Source organism: Flavobacterium sp. SLB02, from assembly GCF_009664855.1.
GTDB lineage: Bacteria > Bacteroidota > Bacteroidia > Flavobacteriales > Flavobacteriaceae > Flavobacterium.
The window spans coordinates 741,423-760,025 of the sequence record NZ_CP045928.1 but is presented as its reverse complement, the minus strand read 5'-3'; the positions used below and the strand labels follow the sequence as shown (position 1 = coordinate 760,025).

At 35.0% G+C, this 18,603-nt stretch carries 17 protein-coding genes; 8 read left to right on the top strand and 9 right to left on the bottom strand.

The window, feature by feature from the left end; all coding sequences use genetic code 11:
• The 3 genes from GIY83_RS03285 to GIY83_RS03275 all read left to right on the top strand — a co-directional run.
• Positions 1-3,836 (top strand): gliding motility-associated C-terminal domain-containing protein (locus GIY83_RS03285; protein ID WP_208684707.1); only part of this gene is annotated, 3,836 nt, incomplete at its 5' end.
• 34 nt (positions 3,837-3,870) lie between these two features.
• A complete protein-coding gene (locus tag GIY83_RS03280) occupies positions 3,871-4,788 on the top strand; it encodes a type IX secretion system membrane protein PorP/SprF (RefSeq protein WP_208684705.1) in 918 nt (305 codons plus the stop codon).
• 11 nt (positions 4,789-4,799) lie between these two features.
• The gene (locus GIY83_RS03275) at positions 4,800-6,734 is read left to right on the top strand and encodes an OmpA family protein (protein ID WP_208684703.1); all 1,935 of its coding nucleotides are present in this window, start codon (positions 4,800-4,802) and stop codon (positions 6,732-6,734) included.
• A 163-nt stretch (positions 6,735-6,897) separates the two neighbouring features.
• Here the strand turns inward: GIY83_RS03275 and GIY83_RS03270 are convergent, their stop codons facing one another.
• From GIY83_RS03270 to pyrR, 7 genes are all read right to left on the bottom strand, one after another.
• Positions 6,898-7,401 (bottom strand): CAP domain-containing protein, encoded by a 504-nt coding sequence (locus tag GIY83_RS03270; RefSeq protein WP_208684701.1) that lies wholly within the window; start codon positions 7,399-7,401, stop codon positions 6,898-6,900.
• A gap of 174 nt (positions 7,402-7,575) precedes the next feature.
• The gene (gene pdxH, locus GIY83_RS03265) at positions 7,576-8,220 is read right to left on the bottom strand and encodes a pyridoxamine 5'-phosphate oxidase (protein ID WP_194620350.1); all 645 of its coding nucleotides are present in this window, start codon (positions 8,218-8,220) and stop codon (positions 7,576-7,578) included.
• A gap of 94 nt (positions 8,221-8,314) precedes the next feature.
• Entirely contained in the window at positions 8,315-9,223 is a 909-nt protein-coding gene (locus tag GIY83_RS03260; protein WP_208684698.1) for a ribonuclease Z, read from the bottom strand.
• Positions 9,224-9,312: 89 nt separating this feature from the next.
• Positions 9,313-9,645, bottom strand: a complete 333-nt coding sequence (locus GIY83_RS03255; RefSeq protein ID WP_194620346.1) for a ribonuclease Z — start codon at positions 9,643-9,645, stop codon at positions 9,313-9,315.
• A 176-nt stretch (positions 9,646-9,821) separates the two neighbouring features.
• Positions 9,822-10,748 (bottom strand): aspartate carbamoyltransferase catalytic subunit, encoded by a 927-nt coding sequence (locus GIY83_RS03250; protein WP_194620344.1) that lies wholly within the window; start codon positions 10,746-10,748, stop codon positions 9,822-9,824.
• Between the two features lie 85 nt (positions 10,749-10,833).
• Positions 10,834-11,475, bottom strand: coding sequence for a hypothetical protein (locus tag GIY83_RS03245; RefSeq protein ID WP_194620343.1), 642 nt, complete (start codon positions 11,473-11,475; stop codon positions 10,834-10,836).
• Between the two features lie 97 nt (positions 11,476-11,572).
• Entirely contained in the window at positions 11,573-12,112 is a 540-nt protein-coding gene (gene pyrR / locus GIY83_RS03240; protein WP_078005278.1) for a bifunctional pyr operon transcriptional regulator/uracil phosphoribosyltransferase PyrR, read from the bottom strand.
• Between the two features lie 323 nt (positions 12,113-12,435).
• Between pyrR and GIY83_RS03235 the strand changes: the two genes are divergently transcribed.
• The 5 genes from GIY83_RS03235 to GIY83_RS03215 all read left to right on the top strand — a co-directional run bounded on the left by GIY83_RS03235 (position 12,436) and on the right by GIY83_RS03215 (position 15,653).
• Positions 12,436-13,029, top strand: a complete 594-nt coding sequence (locus GIY83_RS03235) for a dihydrofolate reductase family protein (RefSeq protein ID WP_194620342.1) — start codon at positions 12,436-12,438, stop codon at positions 13,027-13,029.
• A gap of 18 nt (positions 13,030-13,047) precedes the next feature.
• Positions 13,048-13,518 (top strand): hypothetical protein, encoded by a 471-nt coding sequence (locus GIY83_RS03230; RefSeq protein ID WP_208684696.1) that lies wholly within the window; start codon positions 13,048-13,050, stop codon positions 13,516-13,518.
• A gap of 4 nt (positions 13,519-13,522) precedes the next feature.
• Positions 13,523-13,921, top strand: coding sequence for a VOC family protein (locus tag GIY83_RS03225; RefSeq protein WP_208684694.1), 399 nt, complete (start codon positions 13,523-13,525; stop codon positions 13,919-13,921).
• Positions 13,922-14,346: 425 nt separating this feature from the next.
• Complete coding sequence (locus GIY83_RS03220) at positions 14,347-15,300, top strand: Fic family protein (protein WP_208684686.1); 954 nt, start codon at positions 14,347-14,349, stop codon at positions 15,298-15,300.
• 176 nt (positions 15,301-15,476) lie between these two features.
• Positions 15,477-15,653, top strand: a complete 177-nt coding sequence (locus tag GIY83_RS03215; protein ID WP_173969674.1) for a hypothetical protein — start codon at positions 15,477-15,479, stop codon at positions 15,651-15,653.
• Between the two features lie 59 nt (positions 15,654-15,712).
• Here GIY83_RS03215 and GIY83_RS03210 read toward each other — a convergent pair whose 3' ends face one another.
• A complete protein-coding gene (locus GIY83_RS03210; protein WP_072964944.1) occupies positions 15,713-17,332 on the bottom strand; it encodes an ABC-F family ATP-binding cassette domain-containing protein in 1,620 nt (539 codons plus the stop codon).
• Between the two features lie 287 nt (positions 17,333-17,619).
• Complete coding sequence (locus GIY83_RS03205) at positions 17,620-18,393, bottom strand: TlpA disulfide reductase family protein (protein ID WP_208684684.1); 774 nt, start codon at positions 18,391-18,393, stop codon at positions 17,620-17,622.
• Positions 18,394-18,603: the final 210 nt, after the last annotated feature.

Genomic DNA, 18,603 nt, shown 5'->3' with positions numbered 1-18,603 from the left:
AAAAAGGCTGTACAGATACAGAGCAAATAATTATTACTGAACCTGAACTTGCACTTACAGCAGCTATAAAAACTGATACTAATGTAAACTGTAAAGGTGACGCAACGGGATCTGCAACAGCTTCGGCAACTGGTGGAACAGGAACTTATTCTTACTCTTGGAACACAAATCCAATTCAAACTTCGGCTACAGCCAATAATTTAATTGTGGGAACTTATATTGTAACTGTAACGGATGAAAAAGGCTGTACAGATACAGAGCAAATAATTATTACTGAACCTGAACTTTCTTTAACGGCTTCAAAATCTCAAGTAAACTCAAGTTGTGGTGGAGTTTCTAGTGGATCTGCAACTGTGGTAGCTTCTGGCGGAACTGGTCCTTATACTTATTCATGGAACACTACTCCGAAGCAAACTTTGGCTACAGCCACAAATCTTCCATCAGGAAATTACAGTGCATTAATCACTGATGCTAAAGGATGTACCTATACTGCAACATTTGAAATCCTTGATGGAGATTCAGTTAAACCAATAATTGATCCGCTACCGGAAACTTCAACAATAAATTGTCCTGCCGAGCCTGTGTTTGCACAAGCTACTGCAACAGATAATAATCGTACAATTGCCTCATTAACTTTTGAAGATACAACTACTCCTGGCAATTGCAGCGGTTCTTATACCAAAACAAGAACCTGGACTGCTACTGATGCTTGTGGAAATATCTCACTACCGGTTAGTCAAACAATTATTGTACAAGACATTAATGCTCCAACTTGGGAAACTGAAACAGCTTCATTAAATAAAACTATCCAATGTAGCGATGCTTCCGCTTTAACTTCCGCGCAAGCGTTATTTCCAATCGCTTCAGATTTATGTGATAGTGATGTTTCGAATATTGTAAAAGTAAGTGGTGCGTTTGTAGCTTCGGCAGATTGTTCGAATGCGGGAACCTATACCAATACATGGACTGTAAAAGACGATTGTGGAAATACTTCTGATACTTTCACGCAAGTGATCACTATTGAGGATACAACAAAACCAACATTTATTGGAGAACTTCCAACAGATATTACGGTTTCTTGCGATGCTGTTCCTGAACCTGCAAATCTTGAAGCTTCTGATAATTGCAATGGTAATTTACCAATAGTTTTTAGTGAAACTAAGAGTGATATTCAAAATGGTTGTTCTACAAATTATACTTTAACCCGTACATGGACTACCAGCGATTGTGGTTTAAATACGGCTAGTTATACTCAAATAATAACAGTTAGAGATACTACTCCGCCTACTGGAAAGGCTCCTGTTAATGTTGCAAACCTGCAAACGATTACTGATATTCCTCTTGGAAATCCGGGTGATATAAAAGATGCCACTGACAATTGCAGTACTACTGTAGATATCACCGTAAATGATGCTAATAATGGAGGAAGTGGTTGCGACGGAAATGCTTATATCCTGACAAGAACGTATACTTTGACGGATTGTGCAGGTAATAAAACCGAATTGAAACAAACTTTTACTGTCGAAAATAAAGTTTCGGTAACTGGACTTGCTTCGAATGTAACTTGTTTTGGCGGAAAAGATGGTTTGATCTTAGTTACTAATAGCCCAGGATCGACTGTTGTTATTAGAAACGAAAATAATGAGGTTGTTAGTAATACTAATTTACCGGCAGGAGCCTACACACTTACAGCAACATCATCTGTAAATAGCGGTAGCGAAACTTGTTCTGCAACTGCAACAGTTGTAATTACTCAGCCAACTTATAGAGTTAAAATATCCGGACAAATAATAAACAAAGACACTAATACACCAATTGCAAATGTGCCTGTTACTTTGGTTCCGCAAGGTACTACGACTGGTCCTGTTTTATTGCGCATAACAGGTGCCGATGGTCTTTATAATTTCTCAGGTATGGTTGCCGGAAGTTATGTAGTTCAGGTTCAGGATGCCAACTTGAATAGCGTACATCAATTGTATCCTATAGATTCAAGTTTGTTTTTTACTACTCTTGAAGATTGTAAAATTCAGGAACATAATTTTGAATACGGAAAATCGACACTACCGGTTTTAGGAGATTATGTTTGGTATGATACTAATGGTAACGGAGTTCAGGATGAATGGTATGATGCTAATAATGATGGCATTGTAACTAAAAATATTCCTGACACAAACGGGGCGATTGATTATAGCCAATGGGAATGGATCGATCTTAATGGTGACGGAAATTATGCAGGACCATCAAATGTGGGTGAATTGAATGCAGGAGGTTTTGGAAATGCCTTGAGTGCTAATGTTATTATTGATGGCCCTAACGGATATCATCAGGAAGTAATTGTAGGTCGTGAAGGATTTTGGAGAGACCGACCTGCTAGTACAAATCCTTACGGGGATTATACTATAAAACTGGTAAAAGATGCTAATCTTGATGCTGTTGCCGCTGCTTTAGGCGCGACAGGTTTGGTAAAAGTTCTTCCATCCATTACAAATAAAAAAGCACCAAATAAGACTAGTAAATCGCAATTGCATACGGTTTGTAGTACAACTAGCGGCGCCAGCGGTTATATTGCAACTGTAACCCCTGAAGATCTCGTTCATTTAGATGCTGACTTTGGAGTAAATTGTAAAGTTTTATCTGATATCGTTGCCAATGATGATACGGCGGGACCAATTACGGGAGTGAATCATATTACGACAAATGTTTTAAATGTGTTACCTAATGACACTCTTGAAGGTATAGTAGTAACAGCAGCTGATGTTATTATTACAACAGTAACTCCAAATGAGTTTTTACAATTAAATGCGAATGGATCTGTAGATGTTTTAGCAAATGCACCGAGTGGTACTTTGACATTGGTCTATCAAATTTGTGAGGCTGATCATACTACAAACTGTGATACTGCAACTGTAACTATTACTATTGTCGACCCTGCCCCTCCTACTCCAGTAATTGCTACAGATGATGTTTACAGCAATATAGGCTGTAATACATTTGGGTTGGTTGGAAATGTTTTAGTCAATGACTTTAAAGGTATTACAAGAGCATCATTAGAATTAGTAAACTTTACATTATTAGCTCAAAATAATAATGCGAAAACAGATCCAAATATCACTTTTGATGCTCTAGGAAATGTAACGGTATCGAGTTTAACTCCGGCGGGAACTTATACTTATAGCTATCAAATTTGTGATAAACTAATTGCTGATAACTGCGATACGGCTACAGTTACAATAACTGTTGTACCAAATGGTATTGTAAATATCTCAAGCCAGGCTTGTAACGATGATTCGACTCTTATTGATTTACTTGCTTTATTGCCGGAAAACACGCCTTCGACAGGAGTTTGGATTGATCCTAACAATAGCAATACAATACAAGGAAATACTTTTAATGCCCTTGGCTTAGCTCTTGGCAATTACACATTTGAATATAAAATAACAGATCAAAATTGCCCTAGAAGCATTTTACTGACTATGGAAATTAATGATGATTGTAAAGTATTAGCCTGCGGAAATGTTGTGGTACACAATGCCTTCTCCCCTAATGGTGACGGAATAAATGATGTTTTCAGAATTGATAGTATTGATGATACAACTTGTTATCCGGAAAATAATGTAGAGATCTACAATCGTTGGGGAATATTAGTTTTTGAAACTGATAATTATAACAATACATCAAATGCATTTGATGGAATATCAAGAGGAAGAACCACCGTTAAGCAATCTGAAGGATTACCAACCGGAACTTATTTCTACATTATTAATTACAAATCGTTAGATGGAAATAATGTACTTCAAAATAATAAGAAAGATGGGTATTTATATTTATCTAAATAAAATCGATAGTAATAATAATATAATAATATCTACTATGAGAGCAAAATTATATTTCTTCGTCATAATGTTTGCGGGAGTTGCCAGTTATGCACAGCAAGATGCCCAATATACGCAATACATGTATAATACGATCGCGATAAATCCGGCTTACGCAGGATCAAGAGGCGCTTTGAGTATTTTCGGATTGTACCGCACCCAATGGGTTGGGCTCGACGGTGCCCCTGAAACCAGCAGTTTTTCTGTCAACACCCCCATCAATAACAGCAATCTGGGAGTGGGTGTGTCGCTTGTCAATGATAAGATAGGACCAACCAACGAGAATAATTTATCGGTTGATCTTTCCTATACTATTCAGACCTCTCCGGATTTCAAATTGTCTTTCGGGATCAAGGGAACGGCCAATTTGTTCAATCTAGACATCAACAAGCTAAATCCAGAGAGTCAGGGCGATCCGCAGTTTCAGGATCTCGATAATAAGTTTTCTCCCAATGTGGGAGCCGGTGTTTACTGGCATTCTGATAAGGCTTACATTGGTTTGTCAGTGCCTAACTTTATAGAAACCAACCGATATGATGATAATGACATTGCCATTTTCAAAGACAAGATCAATTATTATTTAATGGCAGGTTATGTATTTGATCTCGATAAGCTTGAATACATCAAATTCAAACCCGCAGTTTTGGGTAAGATGGTCGAAGGAGCACCACTTCAGGTAGATGTATCGGCCAACTTTATGTTCATGGAAAAATTTGTGGTGGGGGTAGCCTACAGATGGAGTGCCTCGCTAAGTGCGATGGTAGGCTTCCAGATCACTGACGGACTTTATTTAGGATATGGTTATGATCGTGAGACCACCAACCTGAACAATTATAATTCAGGATCCCATGAGATCTTCCTGCGTTATGAGTTCTTTAAAAACAACGGTAAAATGACAACCCCTCGTTTCTTCTAAAAAAAATGATTATGAAAAATTATATACTTCTATGCTTAATAATAATCTGTTTTTCATTTGACAGTTATGCACAGGATTCTAAGGTAGCTGCCGGAGATAAAAAATACGACAATTATGCCTATATCGACGCTATTAAAACCTATGAGCGCATAGCCGAAAAAGGATACAAATCCGAGGATATGTTCAAGAAACTGGGTAATTCCTATTACTTCAATTCTGATTTTGATGGCGCTGTCAAATGGTATGGTGAGCTTTTTGCCATAAATACAAGTCCTGAACCGGAGTATTATTACAGGTATGCACAATCGCTAAAATCAACCGGACAAATTGATAAGGCCAATAAACTTCTTTCTGAATTCAATGCTAAATTCAAAAATGACAACAGGGGGAAATTGTACAAGGAAGATGTCAATTATCTCGATCAGATCAAAGCCAATTCAGGACGTTATACAATCCAAGATGCAGGCATCAACTCTAAGTATTCAGATTACGGATCCTTTGTTTACGACAATAAAATCTATTTTGCATCGTCCAGGGATACCGGGAACTTTTCTCAAAGAAAACACAAATGGACTAATGAATATTTTACCAATCTGTATTTTGCCGATGTAGATCCGGCAACGGGAAGCAGTGCCAAAGTGAATAAATTCAAAACCTCCATCAATACCAAATTCCATGAATCTTCTCCGGTTTTCACCAAAGATGGCAAAACGGTTTATTTTACCCGTAACAATTATGTAAACGGCAAAAAAGGAAAAGATGACAACAAAATTACGCTAATCAAAATATACAAAGCCACACTGGATAATAACGGCAAATGGGCAAATATTACCGAGCTTCCTTTTAACAGCGACAATTATAGTGTGGGACATCCCGCTCTGAGCCCGGATGAGAAAACCTTGTATTTTGCCTGTGATATGCCAGGAACGATCGGACAGTCTGATATCTATAAAGTAAGTGTTAATGGTGAGAGTTATGGTCCACCACAAAACCTTGGCAATACCATTAACACCGAAGGCAAGGAAACCTTTCCGTACATCACAAACGAAAACGAAATCTACTTTGCCTCAGACGGACATCCCGGACTAGGCGGACTCGATGTATTTGTGGGTAAAATAGAAGATAACGCAACTATCAGCAATATTCAGAATGTAGGCGGGGATATCAATTCTCCTAAAGATGATTTTGCCTATATCATAGATCCGGTTTCACGACGTGGCTATTTTAGTTCAAACAAAGATGGAGGTCAGGGATCTGATGATATTTATAAATTTCTGGAAACCCGAAAACTACAATGTGTTCAGACACTCGAAGGTATCATTACAGATGAGCAAACAGGCGCTGTTTTATCCGGAACAAAAGTGACTTTGTATGAAGGAACAACAATAAAAAGCACCACAATTTCTGACGCAAACGGATATTATAATTTTGCGGTGGAATGCGGGAAAACCTATAACGTTAGGGCCGAAAAAGAAGAATATACCACAAGGGAAGTCAGTGTAACAATCGGAAAATTAACTGGAAAAACAAGTCTTCCAATTGCTTTGGAAAAATCAACCTGCAAAGTCACCATCGGTGATGATCTTGGAAAATGTTTTGGTATTAAAATGATTTATTTTGATCTGGATAAATCCAACATCAGAACAGAAGCAGCTCTGGATCTAGAGAAAATCCTCGATGTACTGAACAACAACCCAAAGATGAGACTCGATATCCGTTCGCATACCGATAGTCGTGCAACATTTAAGTATAATGAAGCTTTATCGAACCGAAGAGCAAAATCAACCATTGACTGGCTGGTTAAAAACGGCGTAGCCAAAAACCGATTAACCGGAAAAGGATATGGGGAAACCCAACTGGTAAATGGATGTTCTGATGGGGTGAATTGTTCTGAAGAAGAACACCAAATGAACAGAAGAAGTGAATTTATTATTATAGGACTTTAAAAATTAAATTCCAATATTTTAAAAAATCCAAATTCCAATACGTCTATTCGTATTGAAATTTGGATTTTTTTATGCAGGATTTTACCAGTTGTTGATCTTTAAAAAAGCCGTCGCAAATCAAAGATTCGCAACGACTACTAAAAACCAACCAGTCCAATAATATTTAAATTTTAGCGAAAATATTCGTATAGTATTTTTTTCCTGTTTTTGCATCAGTTGTTACTGATAGACCAAAATGAGTAAAATCTCCTACGATATTTTCTTTATGTCCTGGGCTATCAAGCCACGCTCTTACTGCCGCTTCAGAAGTTTTGTAATTGTAGGCAACATTCTCACCTACTTTTTTAGCTCCTAAAACGCTAATAATATTGTTCGAACGTGAAGTGAAATCATTATGATCCACAACATTGTTAGCAATCATATAATTATTATGCTCTTCACATTTAAACGAAATATGATTTATTTTTTCTAATGCATTTAAACCAATACTTACCCTGTAATCATTGATAAGTTTCATGGTTTCGATCTCTGAATCATTATAAGTGTAGTTTGTAACCAGAGTTTCGGTTGTAGTACTATTATCTGTTCCCTCGGCACTATCTGCAGAGCATGAGTTCATTGTAATAGAAATTACAACGAACATCATGGCACACATCATCTTTTTCATAATCAATAGCAGTTAAAATTAAAGTAAATGTTGGGGCAAATTCCTTAAATTATATTTTTAAAAATAAATTGTCTCGTTTTTCTTATTCCAAACGTATTCAATTTATCGGTAAACTGCAAAATTAATCGATGAACTACATGGTTATTTATTTATTAAACGTAAAAATCTTACAAACTAAGAAGATAATCTTTCAATCTTCCAGGAATAATCAGATTGGCTTTGGTAACGTATTCTATCATGCAATCTGTTAGGTCTTCCCTGCCAAAATTCAACCTCTAAAGGCGTTACTAAATATCCTCCCCAATTATCAGGTCTCGGAATTGATTTTCCTTCAAATTGTGCTTCCAGTTTTTTTAGATTTTCTTCTAAAAAAGTTCTTGAGGGAATCACTTCACTTTGGTGTGAAACTATAGCGCCGAGCTTACTTCCGTCAGGACGGGAATCAAAATAACCATCCGATATATTCTCAGACGTTTTTTGTGCAATTCCTTTTATAATTACCTGACGTTCCATCTCCTGCCAAAAAAAAGACAAACAAACATGAGGGTTTGCTGCAATTGCTTTTCCTTTTTCTGATTCATAATTGGTATAAAAAATAAAACCTTCTTCAGAAAATTTCTTTAATAGAACCACTCTCGATTTTGGGAAACCATCTAATCCAATTGTCGAAACTGTCATGGCATTTACTTCTCCGCTTGCGCCGAAATCTTCTACTTCATGAAACCATCTGTTAAAAAGATTAATAGGATCTGCAGGAATATTGGTTTCTAATAATTCGCTCTTCTCGTAAGATTTTCTATAATTGCTTAAATCATTCATTTTTCCAGATCTTTAGATTGTTAGACTTCTTAGATTTTTAGACTAAAATTTATTGCAAGAGACAACTTCTAACTCATAATTTATAATTCATAACTTATTCCCACTCAAAACTTCTTCCGTCATCTCCTAAAAGTACGTTCGGGAAAATTTCTTGGGCTTCTTCTTTAAAACGTTCAATGCCGTCATATCGTGTAGAGTAATGACCTAAAACTAGTTGCTTTACATTTGCTTTCAATGCAATTCTTGCAGCTTCTTTGGCTGTCGAATGCAATGTTTTTAAAGCTAAAGGAGCTTCTGATTCTAAAAAAGTTGATTCATGATATAAGACATCAACATCTTTTATAACCGGAATAATATCTTCGTTGTAAACGGTATCTGAGCAAAAGGCGTAGCTCTTTGCCGGAATCGGATCGAAAGATAATTTCTCGTTTTCGATTACAGTTCCGTTATCCAGAGTAATATCTCCTCCACCCTTTATTTTTTGATAATAAGCAGTGTGAATATTGTATTGCTGAACAGCATCAACATTTAGTTTTCTGTCTCCGGGCTTTTCCTGAAATAAAAATCCGTTTGTGTAAACGCGATGTTTCAGAGGGATTGTTTTTACAATAACCCTGTTATCTTCAAAAATAACTTCGCTTTCTTTGGATTCTAATTCATGAAAAAACAAATCATAAGTGGTCCAGGATTCTGTCAGCTTCAATTGAAGAAGGATTAATTCTTTAATTCCTTTTGGTCCGTAAATGTGCAAATCGGTTGTTCTACCCAAAAGTGAAAAAGTCGAAATGGTACCAATTAATCCATAAAGGTGATCACCGTGCAAATGCGAAATAAAAATGTGATTGATCTTTGAGAATTTAATTTTGTTTTTACGCAATTGTACCTGAGTTCCTTCGCCACAATCTATTAAAAACAATCTGTTCTTAATTTCTAAAACCTGCGAAGTTGGGTTGGTAAGTGTTCTGGGAGTTGCGGCATAACAGCCAAGTATAGTAAGCTTCATTTTAGATTGTTGATTTTAGATTGAGTAAGTAATATTTAAGATTGATTTAGTTATTCAAAAATCTAAAATCTGAACTCTAAAATCTAAAATTAAAAACCTAAGTCTCTTTCGATTTCTTCCATTTCGATAATATCGTGTGCCTCTAAAAGAGAAGGAACAACAATCAATTTATCTGAAATAGCATTAAAGTCAAGATCAGCAACTACAATTACAAAGGATTTTTTGGCTTTTTTTTGCTGTTTTGCAAGTGGTAAAAAAAGCTTTACATCTTTTTCAGACAAACCGGAATCTGCTGTTAAATCGATTATAATATTTTGTTTTTCAAAGGTTTTAAATTGCTGCGTTACTTTTTCCAGAAAAGCATTAAAATCTCCCTGTGTATTTTTAATCGTAACGGTATGTCCTTTTTGATCTACTTTCATCTTCTAATTTATAGGCTCTATTGCGGGAGCTAAGGTACGATTTTTTTGGTTTTCAGTCCCAATCACAGCAAACAGTTTTAACTTTGTGTGAACCTGAGTTGTTACAGTCACAGTAACAAAAAACATTTTCAAATTCTAACCGTCATTGAAAACTGAAACCGAAAAATGAGACTAAATTATTGAATCTTAGACGCCAATAAATAAATCACCGCCATTCTAATTGCAACACCGTTTTCTACCTGATTCAAAATCACCGAATGATCAGAGTCTGCAACTTCAGAGGTGATCTCTACTCCTCTGTTGATTGGTCCGGGGTGCATGATAACGATTTCTTTATTAAGAGAATCTAATAATGGTTTATCGACGCCGTATTGTTGTGCGTATTCACGTGTTGACGGGAAGAAATTCACATCCATACGTTCGTTTTGTACACGGAGCATATTGGCTACGTCGCACCATTCTAAGGCTTTTCTTAAATTTGGTTCAACTGTAACTCCCAGTGATTCAATATATCTTGGAATTAACGTTTTTGGTCCGCAAACTTTTACTTCGGCGCCTTGCATTTGCAAAGCATATATGTTGGATAAGGCTACTCTTGAATGCAGAATATCACCTACAATAACTACTTTTTTTCCACCTACATCTCCTAGTTTTTCTCTGATCGAATAACTGTCAAGCAAAGCCTGAGTAGGATGTTCGTGCGCACCGTCTCCGGCATTTACGATACTGGCTTTGACATTTTTGGATAAAAAATAAGCCGCTCCGGGATTGGAGTGGCGCATTACAACCATGTCTACTTTCATGGAAAGGATATTATTTACAGTATCAATCAGGGTTTCTCCTTTTTTAACCGAAGACTGAGCTGCCGAAAAACTGATAACATCAGCAGATAATCGTTTTTGAGCCAATTCGAACGAAAGTTTTGTTCTGGTACTATTTTCGAAGAAAATATTGGCAATAGTAATATCTCGCAATGAAGGAACTTTTTTAATGGGTCTGTTAATGACTTCTTTAAAATGATCGGCAGTTTCAAAAATCAGGTTAATATCATTCTCGTTGATGTATTTTATTCCTAATAAATGATTTACGCTTAATTCTTTCATTTTTATTTCTTTAATATTTATTTGTCAAATTCATGAATTTCTGAAAATATTCAGTTCTTCAATGCTTATTTAAAGAGCAGCAACTCTATTGAACCATTCTGTCTACCACTTCACTGTAATCCAGGAGATCTCTTGCGTCTTCATCAAAAATCTTCTGCCATCTGAAGCCCGGAATTTCGATTTTGGTTCTTGCAGAGCCATCCCATTTTATTTTAAAATCGTTGTTTATTAAAACCTCAGCTACTACTTTTCCTACTTCTATTGTCGTTGCATCATCAGAATTATCTACTTTCTGAAAAGCGATAAACAAACTTGGATTTTCAACTGCAATTGCTCTTGCCAAATCCTGTTCGTGATAAAAACAATAACCATCAGACTCTATTTCGTTTTCCTGCAATTCTCTTTCAACCTCAACCACTTCATATTCACCATCTGTTGTGGTGTAACCTGCATTATGAAGTGCCAGAATATTCTCGTCACACAATTCATCAAACGCATTTATTAGCCTTTCAGTATCTGTTGGACTTTCCCATTGTTTACTTTCTGACAATAACTTTTGGTATTCTTCTCTTATTTTATCAAAAGCCCATTCTTCTGAGATTTCGTCTGCAAATTCGTTGTCTTCAATTTCTTCTATAATGTTCTCCTGAATCTCATCAAGAGAAAGAAATCCCATTCTGACCTGATTAAAAATTGATTCATAAATAAACGTTTCATTCTCTGTCATATTTTTTTGTTTAAGCGTTTATTTGTTTAAGCGTTTTTGCTATACCGGTAATCGTTTCTTTCCGATTAAACAATTAAACAAATCACCGATTAAACTTTTAATTCGTTATCAGATAAACGGCATCCTCGCCTTCATTCTCTTTCCAGCTCACTTTTACTTTTTCGTCGTTTATAGCATCAACCTGACGACCACGATAATCGGGCTGAATAGGTAAATTACGGCTAAAACGTCTGTCGATTAACACTAACAATTCGATTTCTGAAGGTCTTCCAAAAGACTGAATTGCGGTTAACGCAGAACGAATGCTTCGTCCGGTAAACAATACGTCATCGATAAAAATGACTTTCTTGTTTTCGACTATAAAATTTATTTGTGTTTTATTGGCTTCCAGCGGTTTATCAGTACGACGAAAATCATCTCTAAAAAAAGTGATGTCCAGATAGCCCAAAGAAATCTCCGGAACCTGATATTCGTTTTCTAATATTTGTTTTAAACGTTCAGCTAAAAAAACGCCTCTTGGTTGAATCCCAACTAAAATAGTATCGGAGAAATCAAGGTGTTTTTCGATTAACTGACAAGCCAAACGATGGAGTATGATAGTAACTTCTTTTGAATTAAGTAATACTTTTTGGCTCATAATTAAGTGTAATGTTTGGTTGGGCAAATATACGAAATCAGAATTTATTTGTTGGGGTGTTGGGAAGGGAAATATTTTTTTATTGGTTTTGGCACATAATTTATGCTTGAATTATGTTTTTTAACTTAACACAAATATTTGACTTTAAATTCTCTGGGAGAGATGCATATTATTAATAAACGTTATTATTATATCGAAATTCCATATTTGTAAACTAGATTAAAATCCAGCCCTACAATATTAGTCGAGCCGATGGCTCTTTTTTACCTGATCGGAAATTTACTTGTTTTTCTTATATTTGATAAATGCAAAAACCAAACATCATGAGAAAAATAATCGTAATAACCATGATTACAATCGATGGCGTAATGCAGGCACCTGGTGGACCGGAAGAAGATACTTCAGACGGTTTTGAATATGGAGGCTGGGTGGCGCCTTTTGGAGATGAGGAATATGGCAATGTCATGCAGGAACAAATGAAACCTGCCGATATTCTTTTGGGCAGAAAAACATTTGATATTTTTGAAGACTATTGGCCAAAACATGCAGAAGGCTGGCCAGGAATCAATGAGGTAACCAAATATGTTTTGTCCTCTACCAGAAATAACTCTGACTGGGAAAATACCGAATTTCTTTCGACTATAGAAGACATCAAAAAACTCAAAAATTCAGAAGGCGGAGATATTAAAGTTTGGGGAAGTGCAACACTTGTGCAACTTTTGCTTCAACATGATTTAATCGATGAACTTGGGCTTTTAATTTATCCCATAATTCTAGGTAAAGGAAAAAAATTGTTCGATGATAACTCAACTCCGGCAGGATTTACCTTAATAGAAAATACAGTTACGCCAAGCGGTGTAATTGCTTTGAGTTATAAACGAGGCGGCAAAGTCAAAACTGGAACAATTGGAGAATAAAAAAAAGTCTTCATTTTAATGATAAACAAAATTAAACAACTAAAAATCACAGGAGGAATTATTTGGCTTTTAGAACTTATTCATGGAAAAGATCATTTAGCAGCTAAATTAAGTAATTTAAGAACTTTACAATTGGGAACCGTTGGACGTGAAGTTGCAGAAATGCTCGACAATAAAAACTATCGATTAATTCCGAAATTTGAAAATCACGATTTAAAGCACATTGTTTTAGAATATGAAATGACAATGAAAGATGAAATCAGAATGCAAGCCTATCTCATTGGAAATGGTAATTTTACTTTTCCATGTTTAATATTCTTTTCTTTAGGGATATTTTATCCAACAATTTGGAAAGATTTCCTAGACGAATATCAAACAGGAAAATCTTCAAAATCAATTCATTTTTTAACTTTAGATAATTGTATGGAATTGCAATTGAAAGATATAAAAAGTGAATATGGGAGAAAACATTCAATTTTAAAACTATAAAATCATGAAAGTAAAAGTCATAGGAATCCCAGTTCAAGAACAAGAAAAGGCATTACAATTTTATACTACAAAATTGGGTTTTATAAAAAAACATGATGTGCCTTTAGGCGAAAATAACAGATGGCTAACAGTAGTTTCTAAAGAGGAACCAGACGGAGTCGAAATTTTATTAGAACCGTCACCCAATCATTTTGAACCGGTTAAAACGTATCAAAAAGCGTTGTTTGATACCGGAATTCCGTACACGCAATTTAATGTAGAGAATCTTCAGGAAGAATATGATAGACTTGTACATCTTAACGTTGTATTTAGTATGAAACCCACCGAAATGGGCAATGTAAAAATTGCCATTTTGGATGATACTTGCGGGAATAAAATTCAGTTGATTGAGATGTTATCTTAATATTCCGTTACACTCTTTATATTAAAAATCCCAGTCCCAGAGGGACGTTATATTTATAGCAATTTCTATAGCATTTCATAAGAACCTCATAGGGGTGACACATATTCGTAATCAAAAAACATTTGCAAAAAAATAAGATCGATCTGATTTTTGTAATTTTAAAATTTCGTAGGAATGATTTATATTGTAGCAACGTCCCGAGGCTTCGAAATTAATTCGTTGTATAATGGTTATCATTCTTTTTGACTGGATTAAAATCCAGCCCTACAATATGGTCGAGCCTACGGCTCTTTTTTAATATCATTGATGTTTTTTGAATCAAATTAGACCTATTTTTTTGTTGTTCAAATGATAGTATTTGAAATAAAATTAACTTCAATGATTAATAATTACTACTTTTGATAGTATCAAATGATAGTATCAAAATGAAGCCTCCGTACGAAATAACTCCCGAAATATTAAAATTAATCGTTATTGTCTCTGAGAAAATCGGAGAAGTAAACGCAAAATATTTAGTCAAGCAAAACCCTACATTAAGAAAACAAAATAAGATAAAAACAATTCATTCTTCGTTAAGTATTGAAGGAAACGCATTGTCTGAGGAACAAATTACTGCAATTCTTGAAAACAAGAAAGTTGTGGGACCTCAAAAAGATATCATTGAAGTCTTAAATGCTTTAGAGGTATATGATAACTTAAGTTCCTTAAAATACCAGTCGGAAAAAGATTTTTTGAAAGCTCATAAATTGTTAATGAAAAATCTAATTGAAGATCCTGGAACTTACAGAAAAAAAGGAGTTGGAATTGTAAAAGGCGCAAAAGTAGAACATATTGCACCGCCCTATCAAAACGTTCCTTTTTTGATGAAGGATTTATTCGAATATTTAAAAGATAAATCTGAAATCTCGTTAATAAAAAGTTGTGTATTTCATTACGAAATGGAATTCATTCATTCTTTTATGGATGGAAATGGAAGAATGGGAAGATTATGGCAAACCCTGATTTTGATGAGCGAATATAAATTATTTCAATTCCTGCCTTTCGAGACGTTAATTTCAAAAAATCAGCAAGAATATTATAAGATTTTATCGGTTTGTGACAAAGAAGGAAAATCAACTCATTTTATTTCCTATATGCTACAAATAATAGACACTTCACTTTCGTCGTTGCTTGAAAATTCTACAAAAAAATTAAACGAAACTGAACGGTTAGAATTATTTATAGAAAACGTAAAAGAAGAATTCGCTAGAAAAGATTATATGAAATATTTTAGTGATTTGTCATCTGCGACAGCTAGCAGAGACTTAAAAAAAGGCGTGGAAAACCAAATTATTGAGAAAAGTGGCGATAAAAAAACAACAGTATACATCAAAAAATAATAAACTATTAATAAGTACATGATCTAACAAAAAAGGACTATAACTATATCTAATCTCCAAATCATAGAACTTTCCGGCAAAATTATATAACACCTTTTTTTGTTGTTTGAAGTAATTTTAATCTAACGATAATTAGAATACAAAATTCTTTTTAAAACACTAAAAACAGCAAAATCATGCAAAAGAACATTACACGTTTGTTAATGGTATTCGTAATACTATTTTCATTTACAAGTTGCGAAGTTATTGGAGACATTTTTAAAGCCGGAATGGGATTCGGGATTTTTATCGTCATCTTTATTGTTGCGATAATCATCTTTATATTCGCTAAGCTTTTTGGCGGTAAGAAATAAACATAAAAAAATCCCGATCAGTTGAATGATCGGGATTTTTTTTTATCTAAAACTATGTTTTATTTCGCGTACATTTTTGTTCTTAATTCCTGAACTTTTTCGTCGTCAAGATATTCATCAAATGTCATATAACGGTCGATTGCTCCGTTTGGTGTAAGCTCTACTACTCTATTTCCAACCGTTTGCGCAAACTCGTGGTCATGTGTGGTAAAAATTACAGATCCTTTGAAGTTTTTTAGCGAATTATTAAAAGCTGTAATCGACTCCAAATCTAAGTGATTCGTTGGCTCATCAAGCATTAGGATATTAGCTCTTTCCATCATCATTCTCGAAAGCATACAACGTACTTTTTCTCCTCCTGATAATACGCGGCTAGTTTTTAAAGCTTCTTCTCCTGAGAAAATCATTTTCCCTAAGAATCCTCTAATAAATACTTCATCACGTTCTTCTTCCGTTTTCGCGTATTGGCGTAACCAGTCTACCAATGTTAAATCGTTCTCGAAGAAAGAATGGTTTTCAGCCGGTAAATAAGCCTGATTGGTTGTAATTCCCCAATCGAAAGTTCCTGCATCTGCTTTTTGCTGATTGTTCAAAATTTCGTAGAATGCTGTTGTAGCACGTGAATCTTTTGAGAAAAGAACTATTTTATCGCCTTTTGCCATATTAAGATCTACTCCTTTAAACAAAAGATCTCCATCTACAGACGCTTCTAAATTTTCAACATTCAAAATCTGATCTCCTGCTTCACGATCCTGATCAAAAATGATTGCTGGATAACGACGGCTTGAAGGTTTGATATCTGAAATATTCAATTTAGAAATCATTTTTTTACGAGATGTTGCTTGTTTTGATTTGGCAACGTTGGCGCTAAAACGACGAATAAATTCTTCTAATTCCTGTTTCTTTTCTTCGGCTTTCTTGTTTTGCTGTGCACGTTGTTTTGCCGCTAATTGGCTAGACTCGTACCAGAAAGTATAGTTTCCTGAATAGTGATTTATTTTTCCAAAATCGATATCAGAAATATGTGTACAAACCGAATCTAAAAAGTGACGGTCGTGAGAGACTACAATTACTGTATTTTCATAATTGGCTAAAAAATTTTCTAACCAAGAGATGGTTTCAAAATCCAGGTCGTTGGTAGGCTCATCCATAATAAGCAAATCAGGATTTCCAAAAAGTGCCTGCGCCAAAAGGACACGAACTTTAATTTTTCCCTCAAGATCTCCCATTAATGTATAATGATGCTCTTCGTTGATTCCTAAGTTAGACAACATCGATGCGGCATCAGAATCTGCATTCCATCCGTTCATTTCTTCGAACTGAACCTGAAGCTCTCCAATTCTGTCTGCGTTTTTATCGTTGTAATCTAAATAAAGTTCATCCATTTCTTTTTTAACAGCGTACAAAACTTTATTTCCCATCAAAACAGTTTCCAAAACCGTATGCTCGTCGAACATGTTGTGATTTTGGTTTAAAACCGACATACGTTTTCCGGGCTCTAAATGAATGTGGCCAGAAGTTGGGTCGATATCGCCCGAAATGATTTTTAGAAAGGTAGATTTTCCAGCACCATTGGCTCCAATAACTCCATAAATATTTCCGTGTGTGAATGTGGTATTTACTTCGTCAAACAAAATACGTTTGCCAAATTGAACTGATAAATTATTGACTGTTAACATGAATGTCTTTTTAATTAATTTGGTGCAAAAGTACGAAAAAAGGTTCTAAGTTGCAAAGGTGCTAAGGTTCTAAGTTTTTACCATGCGGAGAAAATTTCTCGCAAAGCCGCAGAGGCGCAAAGAAAACATACTTTGTGTTGAAAATTTTTACCATATAAGTGACATAAGTTCATCTAAACTAAACTTAAAAAAGAAAAACTTTGCGCTTTTGCGAGATTAATTTAATCACAAGCTTTATATAAAACCAAACTTACAATTTCTTATATCACTTATATGGTTTAAAAAAATTATAATTTACTTTCTTTCTCTAAGGCGACTTCTAAACTTTCGAAATTAGGCAAGACTTTTGCAATAATTCCTTCTTTGTTTAAAATAAAATGTGTTGGGAATGAATTGAGTTGTAATGATTCATTCATATACACTTTCATGTTTGGAATTACGGAATATGCCAAAGGTCTTTTGGCTAAAAATACTTTTAATTTTTCCTGAGCATCTTCGGCCAGACTTATAAACAGAATATCTTTTCGGTCTTTGTATTCGTCTGCCAGTTTGTTTACCTGTGGAAATTCTTTGATGCATGGCGTGCAGTGAATGTACCAGCATTTTATAACAATGATTTTTCCTTTCATGGATTCATTTGAAACTAAATTCCCGTTTAGATCTTTGAAAGAGAATTTTGGAAATTGGGTTCCTTCCATTTCGAAATTTTTGTGGGCATCGAAACCAATTTGATTGATGGTGGCTTTTATGCTAGTATCTGAATTCTGCTGAATTAGAAATAGCTTATAATAGTATGTTGAATCTTCTGATTTTAGTCGGATTGGGATGTAGTTTCTGTTTGCCAATAGATTTAGAAAAGATTCTTTCGAAATTTCTTTTGAATTTGGATCTAATGCTACAAAATCTCTTGAAAGCATGATGTTTTTACTTTGGTATGCTGACCAATCTGTATATGTTTTTTGAATGTGGATTGGGTCTACTTCTGGGTTTCCGAAATTATTTTGGGCGAAGGAAAAAGTAAAAAATAAAAATGTGATTATAATGGTGATCGATTTCTTCATGAAGTTTTTAATACGATTATTGAGTTTCAAAAGTACTTAAAATAGTTTTGAATTTGTGTTAATCGTGAGGAAATGGCACGCGGATGGCACGGATTCGCTTTGCGAAAACGCGGATTTATACCGATTTTTTATTCTGATTTTGTCTTATGAAAACGGGTGCCCTAGCCCTGATAGTAGTGGAAATCCTTTTGTGCCGGTCCCGATAGCTAT

What these genes read in the sequence shown, in the direction of transcription:
- GIY83_RS03230 (WP_208684696.1), top strand. Translation starts at nt 13,048, where the DNA reads ATGATAAACAAAATTAAACAACTAAAAATCACAGGAGGAATTATTTGG.
- GIY83_RS03275 (WP_208684703.1), top strand. Translation starts at nt 4,800, where the DNA reads ATGAAAAATTATATACTTCTATGCTTAATAATAATCTGTTTTTCATTT.
- GIY83_RS03255 (WP_194620346.1), bottom strand. Translation starts at nt 9,645, where the DNA reads ATGAAAGTAGATCAAAAAGGACATACCGTTACGATTAAAAATACACAG.
- GIY83_RS03210 (WP_072964944.1), bottom strand. Translation starts at nt 17,332, where the DNA reads ATGTTAACAGTCAATAATTTATCAGTTCAATTTGGCAAACGTATTTTG.
- GIY83_RS03205 (WP_208684684.1), bottom strand. Translation starts at nt 18,393, where the DNA reads ATGAAGAAATCGATCACCATTATAATCACATTTTTATTTTTTACTTTT.
- GIY83_RS03260 (WP_208684698.1), bottom strand. Translation starts at nt 9,223, where the DNA reads ATGAAGCTTACTATACTTGGCTGTTATGCCGCAACTCCCAGAACACTT.
- GIY83_RS03235 (WP_194620342.1), top strand. Translation starts at nt 12,436, where the DNA reads ATGAGAAAAATAATCGTAATAACCATGATTACAATCGATGGCGTAATG.
- GIY83_RS03220 (WP_208684686.1), top strand. Translation starts at nt 14,347, where the DNA reads ATGAAGCCTCCGTACGAAATAACTCCCGAAATATTAAAATTAATCGTT.
- GIY83_RS03215 (WP_173969674.1), top strand. Translation starts at nt 15,477, where the DNA reads ATGCAAAAGAACATTACACGTTTGTTAATGGTATTCGTAATACTATTT.
- GIY83_RS03280 (WP_208684705.1), top strand. Translation starts at nt 3,871, where the DNA reads ATGAGAGCAAAATTATATTTCTTCGTCATAATGTTTGCGGGAGTTGCC.
- GIY83_RS03245 (WP_194620343.1), bottom strand. Translation starts at nt 11,475, where the DNA reads ATGACAGAGAATGAAACGTTTATTTATGAATCAATTTTTAATCAGGTC.
- pdxH (WP_194620350.1), bottom strand. Translation starts at nt 8,220, where the DNA reads ATGAATGATTTAAGCAATTATAGAAAATCTTACGAGAAGAGCGAATTA.
- pyrR (WP_078005278.1), bottom strand. Translation starts at nt 12,112, where the DNA reads ATGAGCCAAAAAGTATTACTTAATTCAAAAGAAGTTACTATCATACTC.
- GIY83_RS03250 (WP_194620344.1), bottom strand. Translation starts at nt 10,748, where the DNA reads ATGAAAGAATTAAGCGTAAATCATTTATTAGGAATAAAATACATCAAC.
- GIY83_RS03225 (WP_208684694.1), top strand. Translation starts at nt 13,523, where the DNA reads ATGAAAGTAAAAGTCATAGGAATCCCAGTTCAAGAACAAGAAAAGGCA.
- GIY83_RS03270 (WP_208684701.1), bottom strand. Translation starts at nt 7,401, where the DNA reads ATGAAAAAGATGATGTGTGCCATGATGTTCGTTGTAATTTCTATTACA.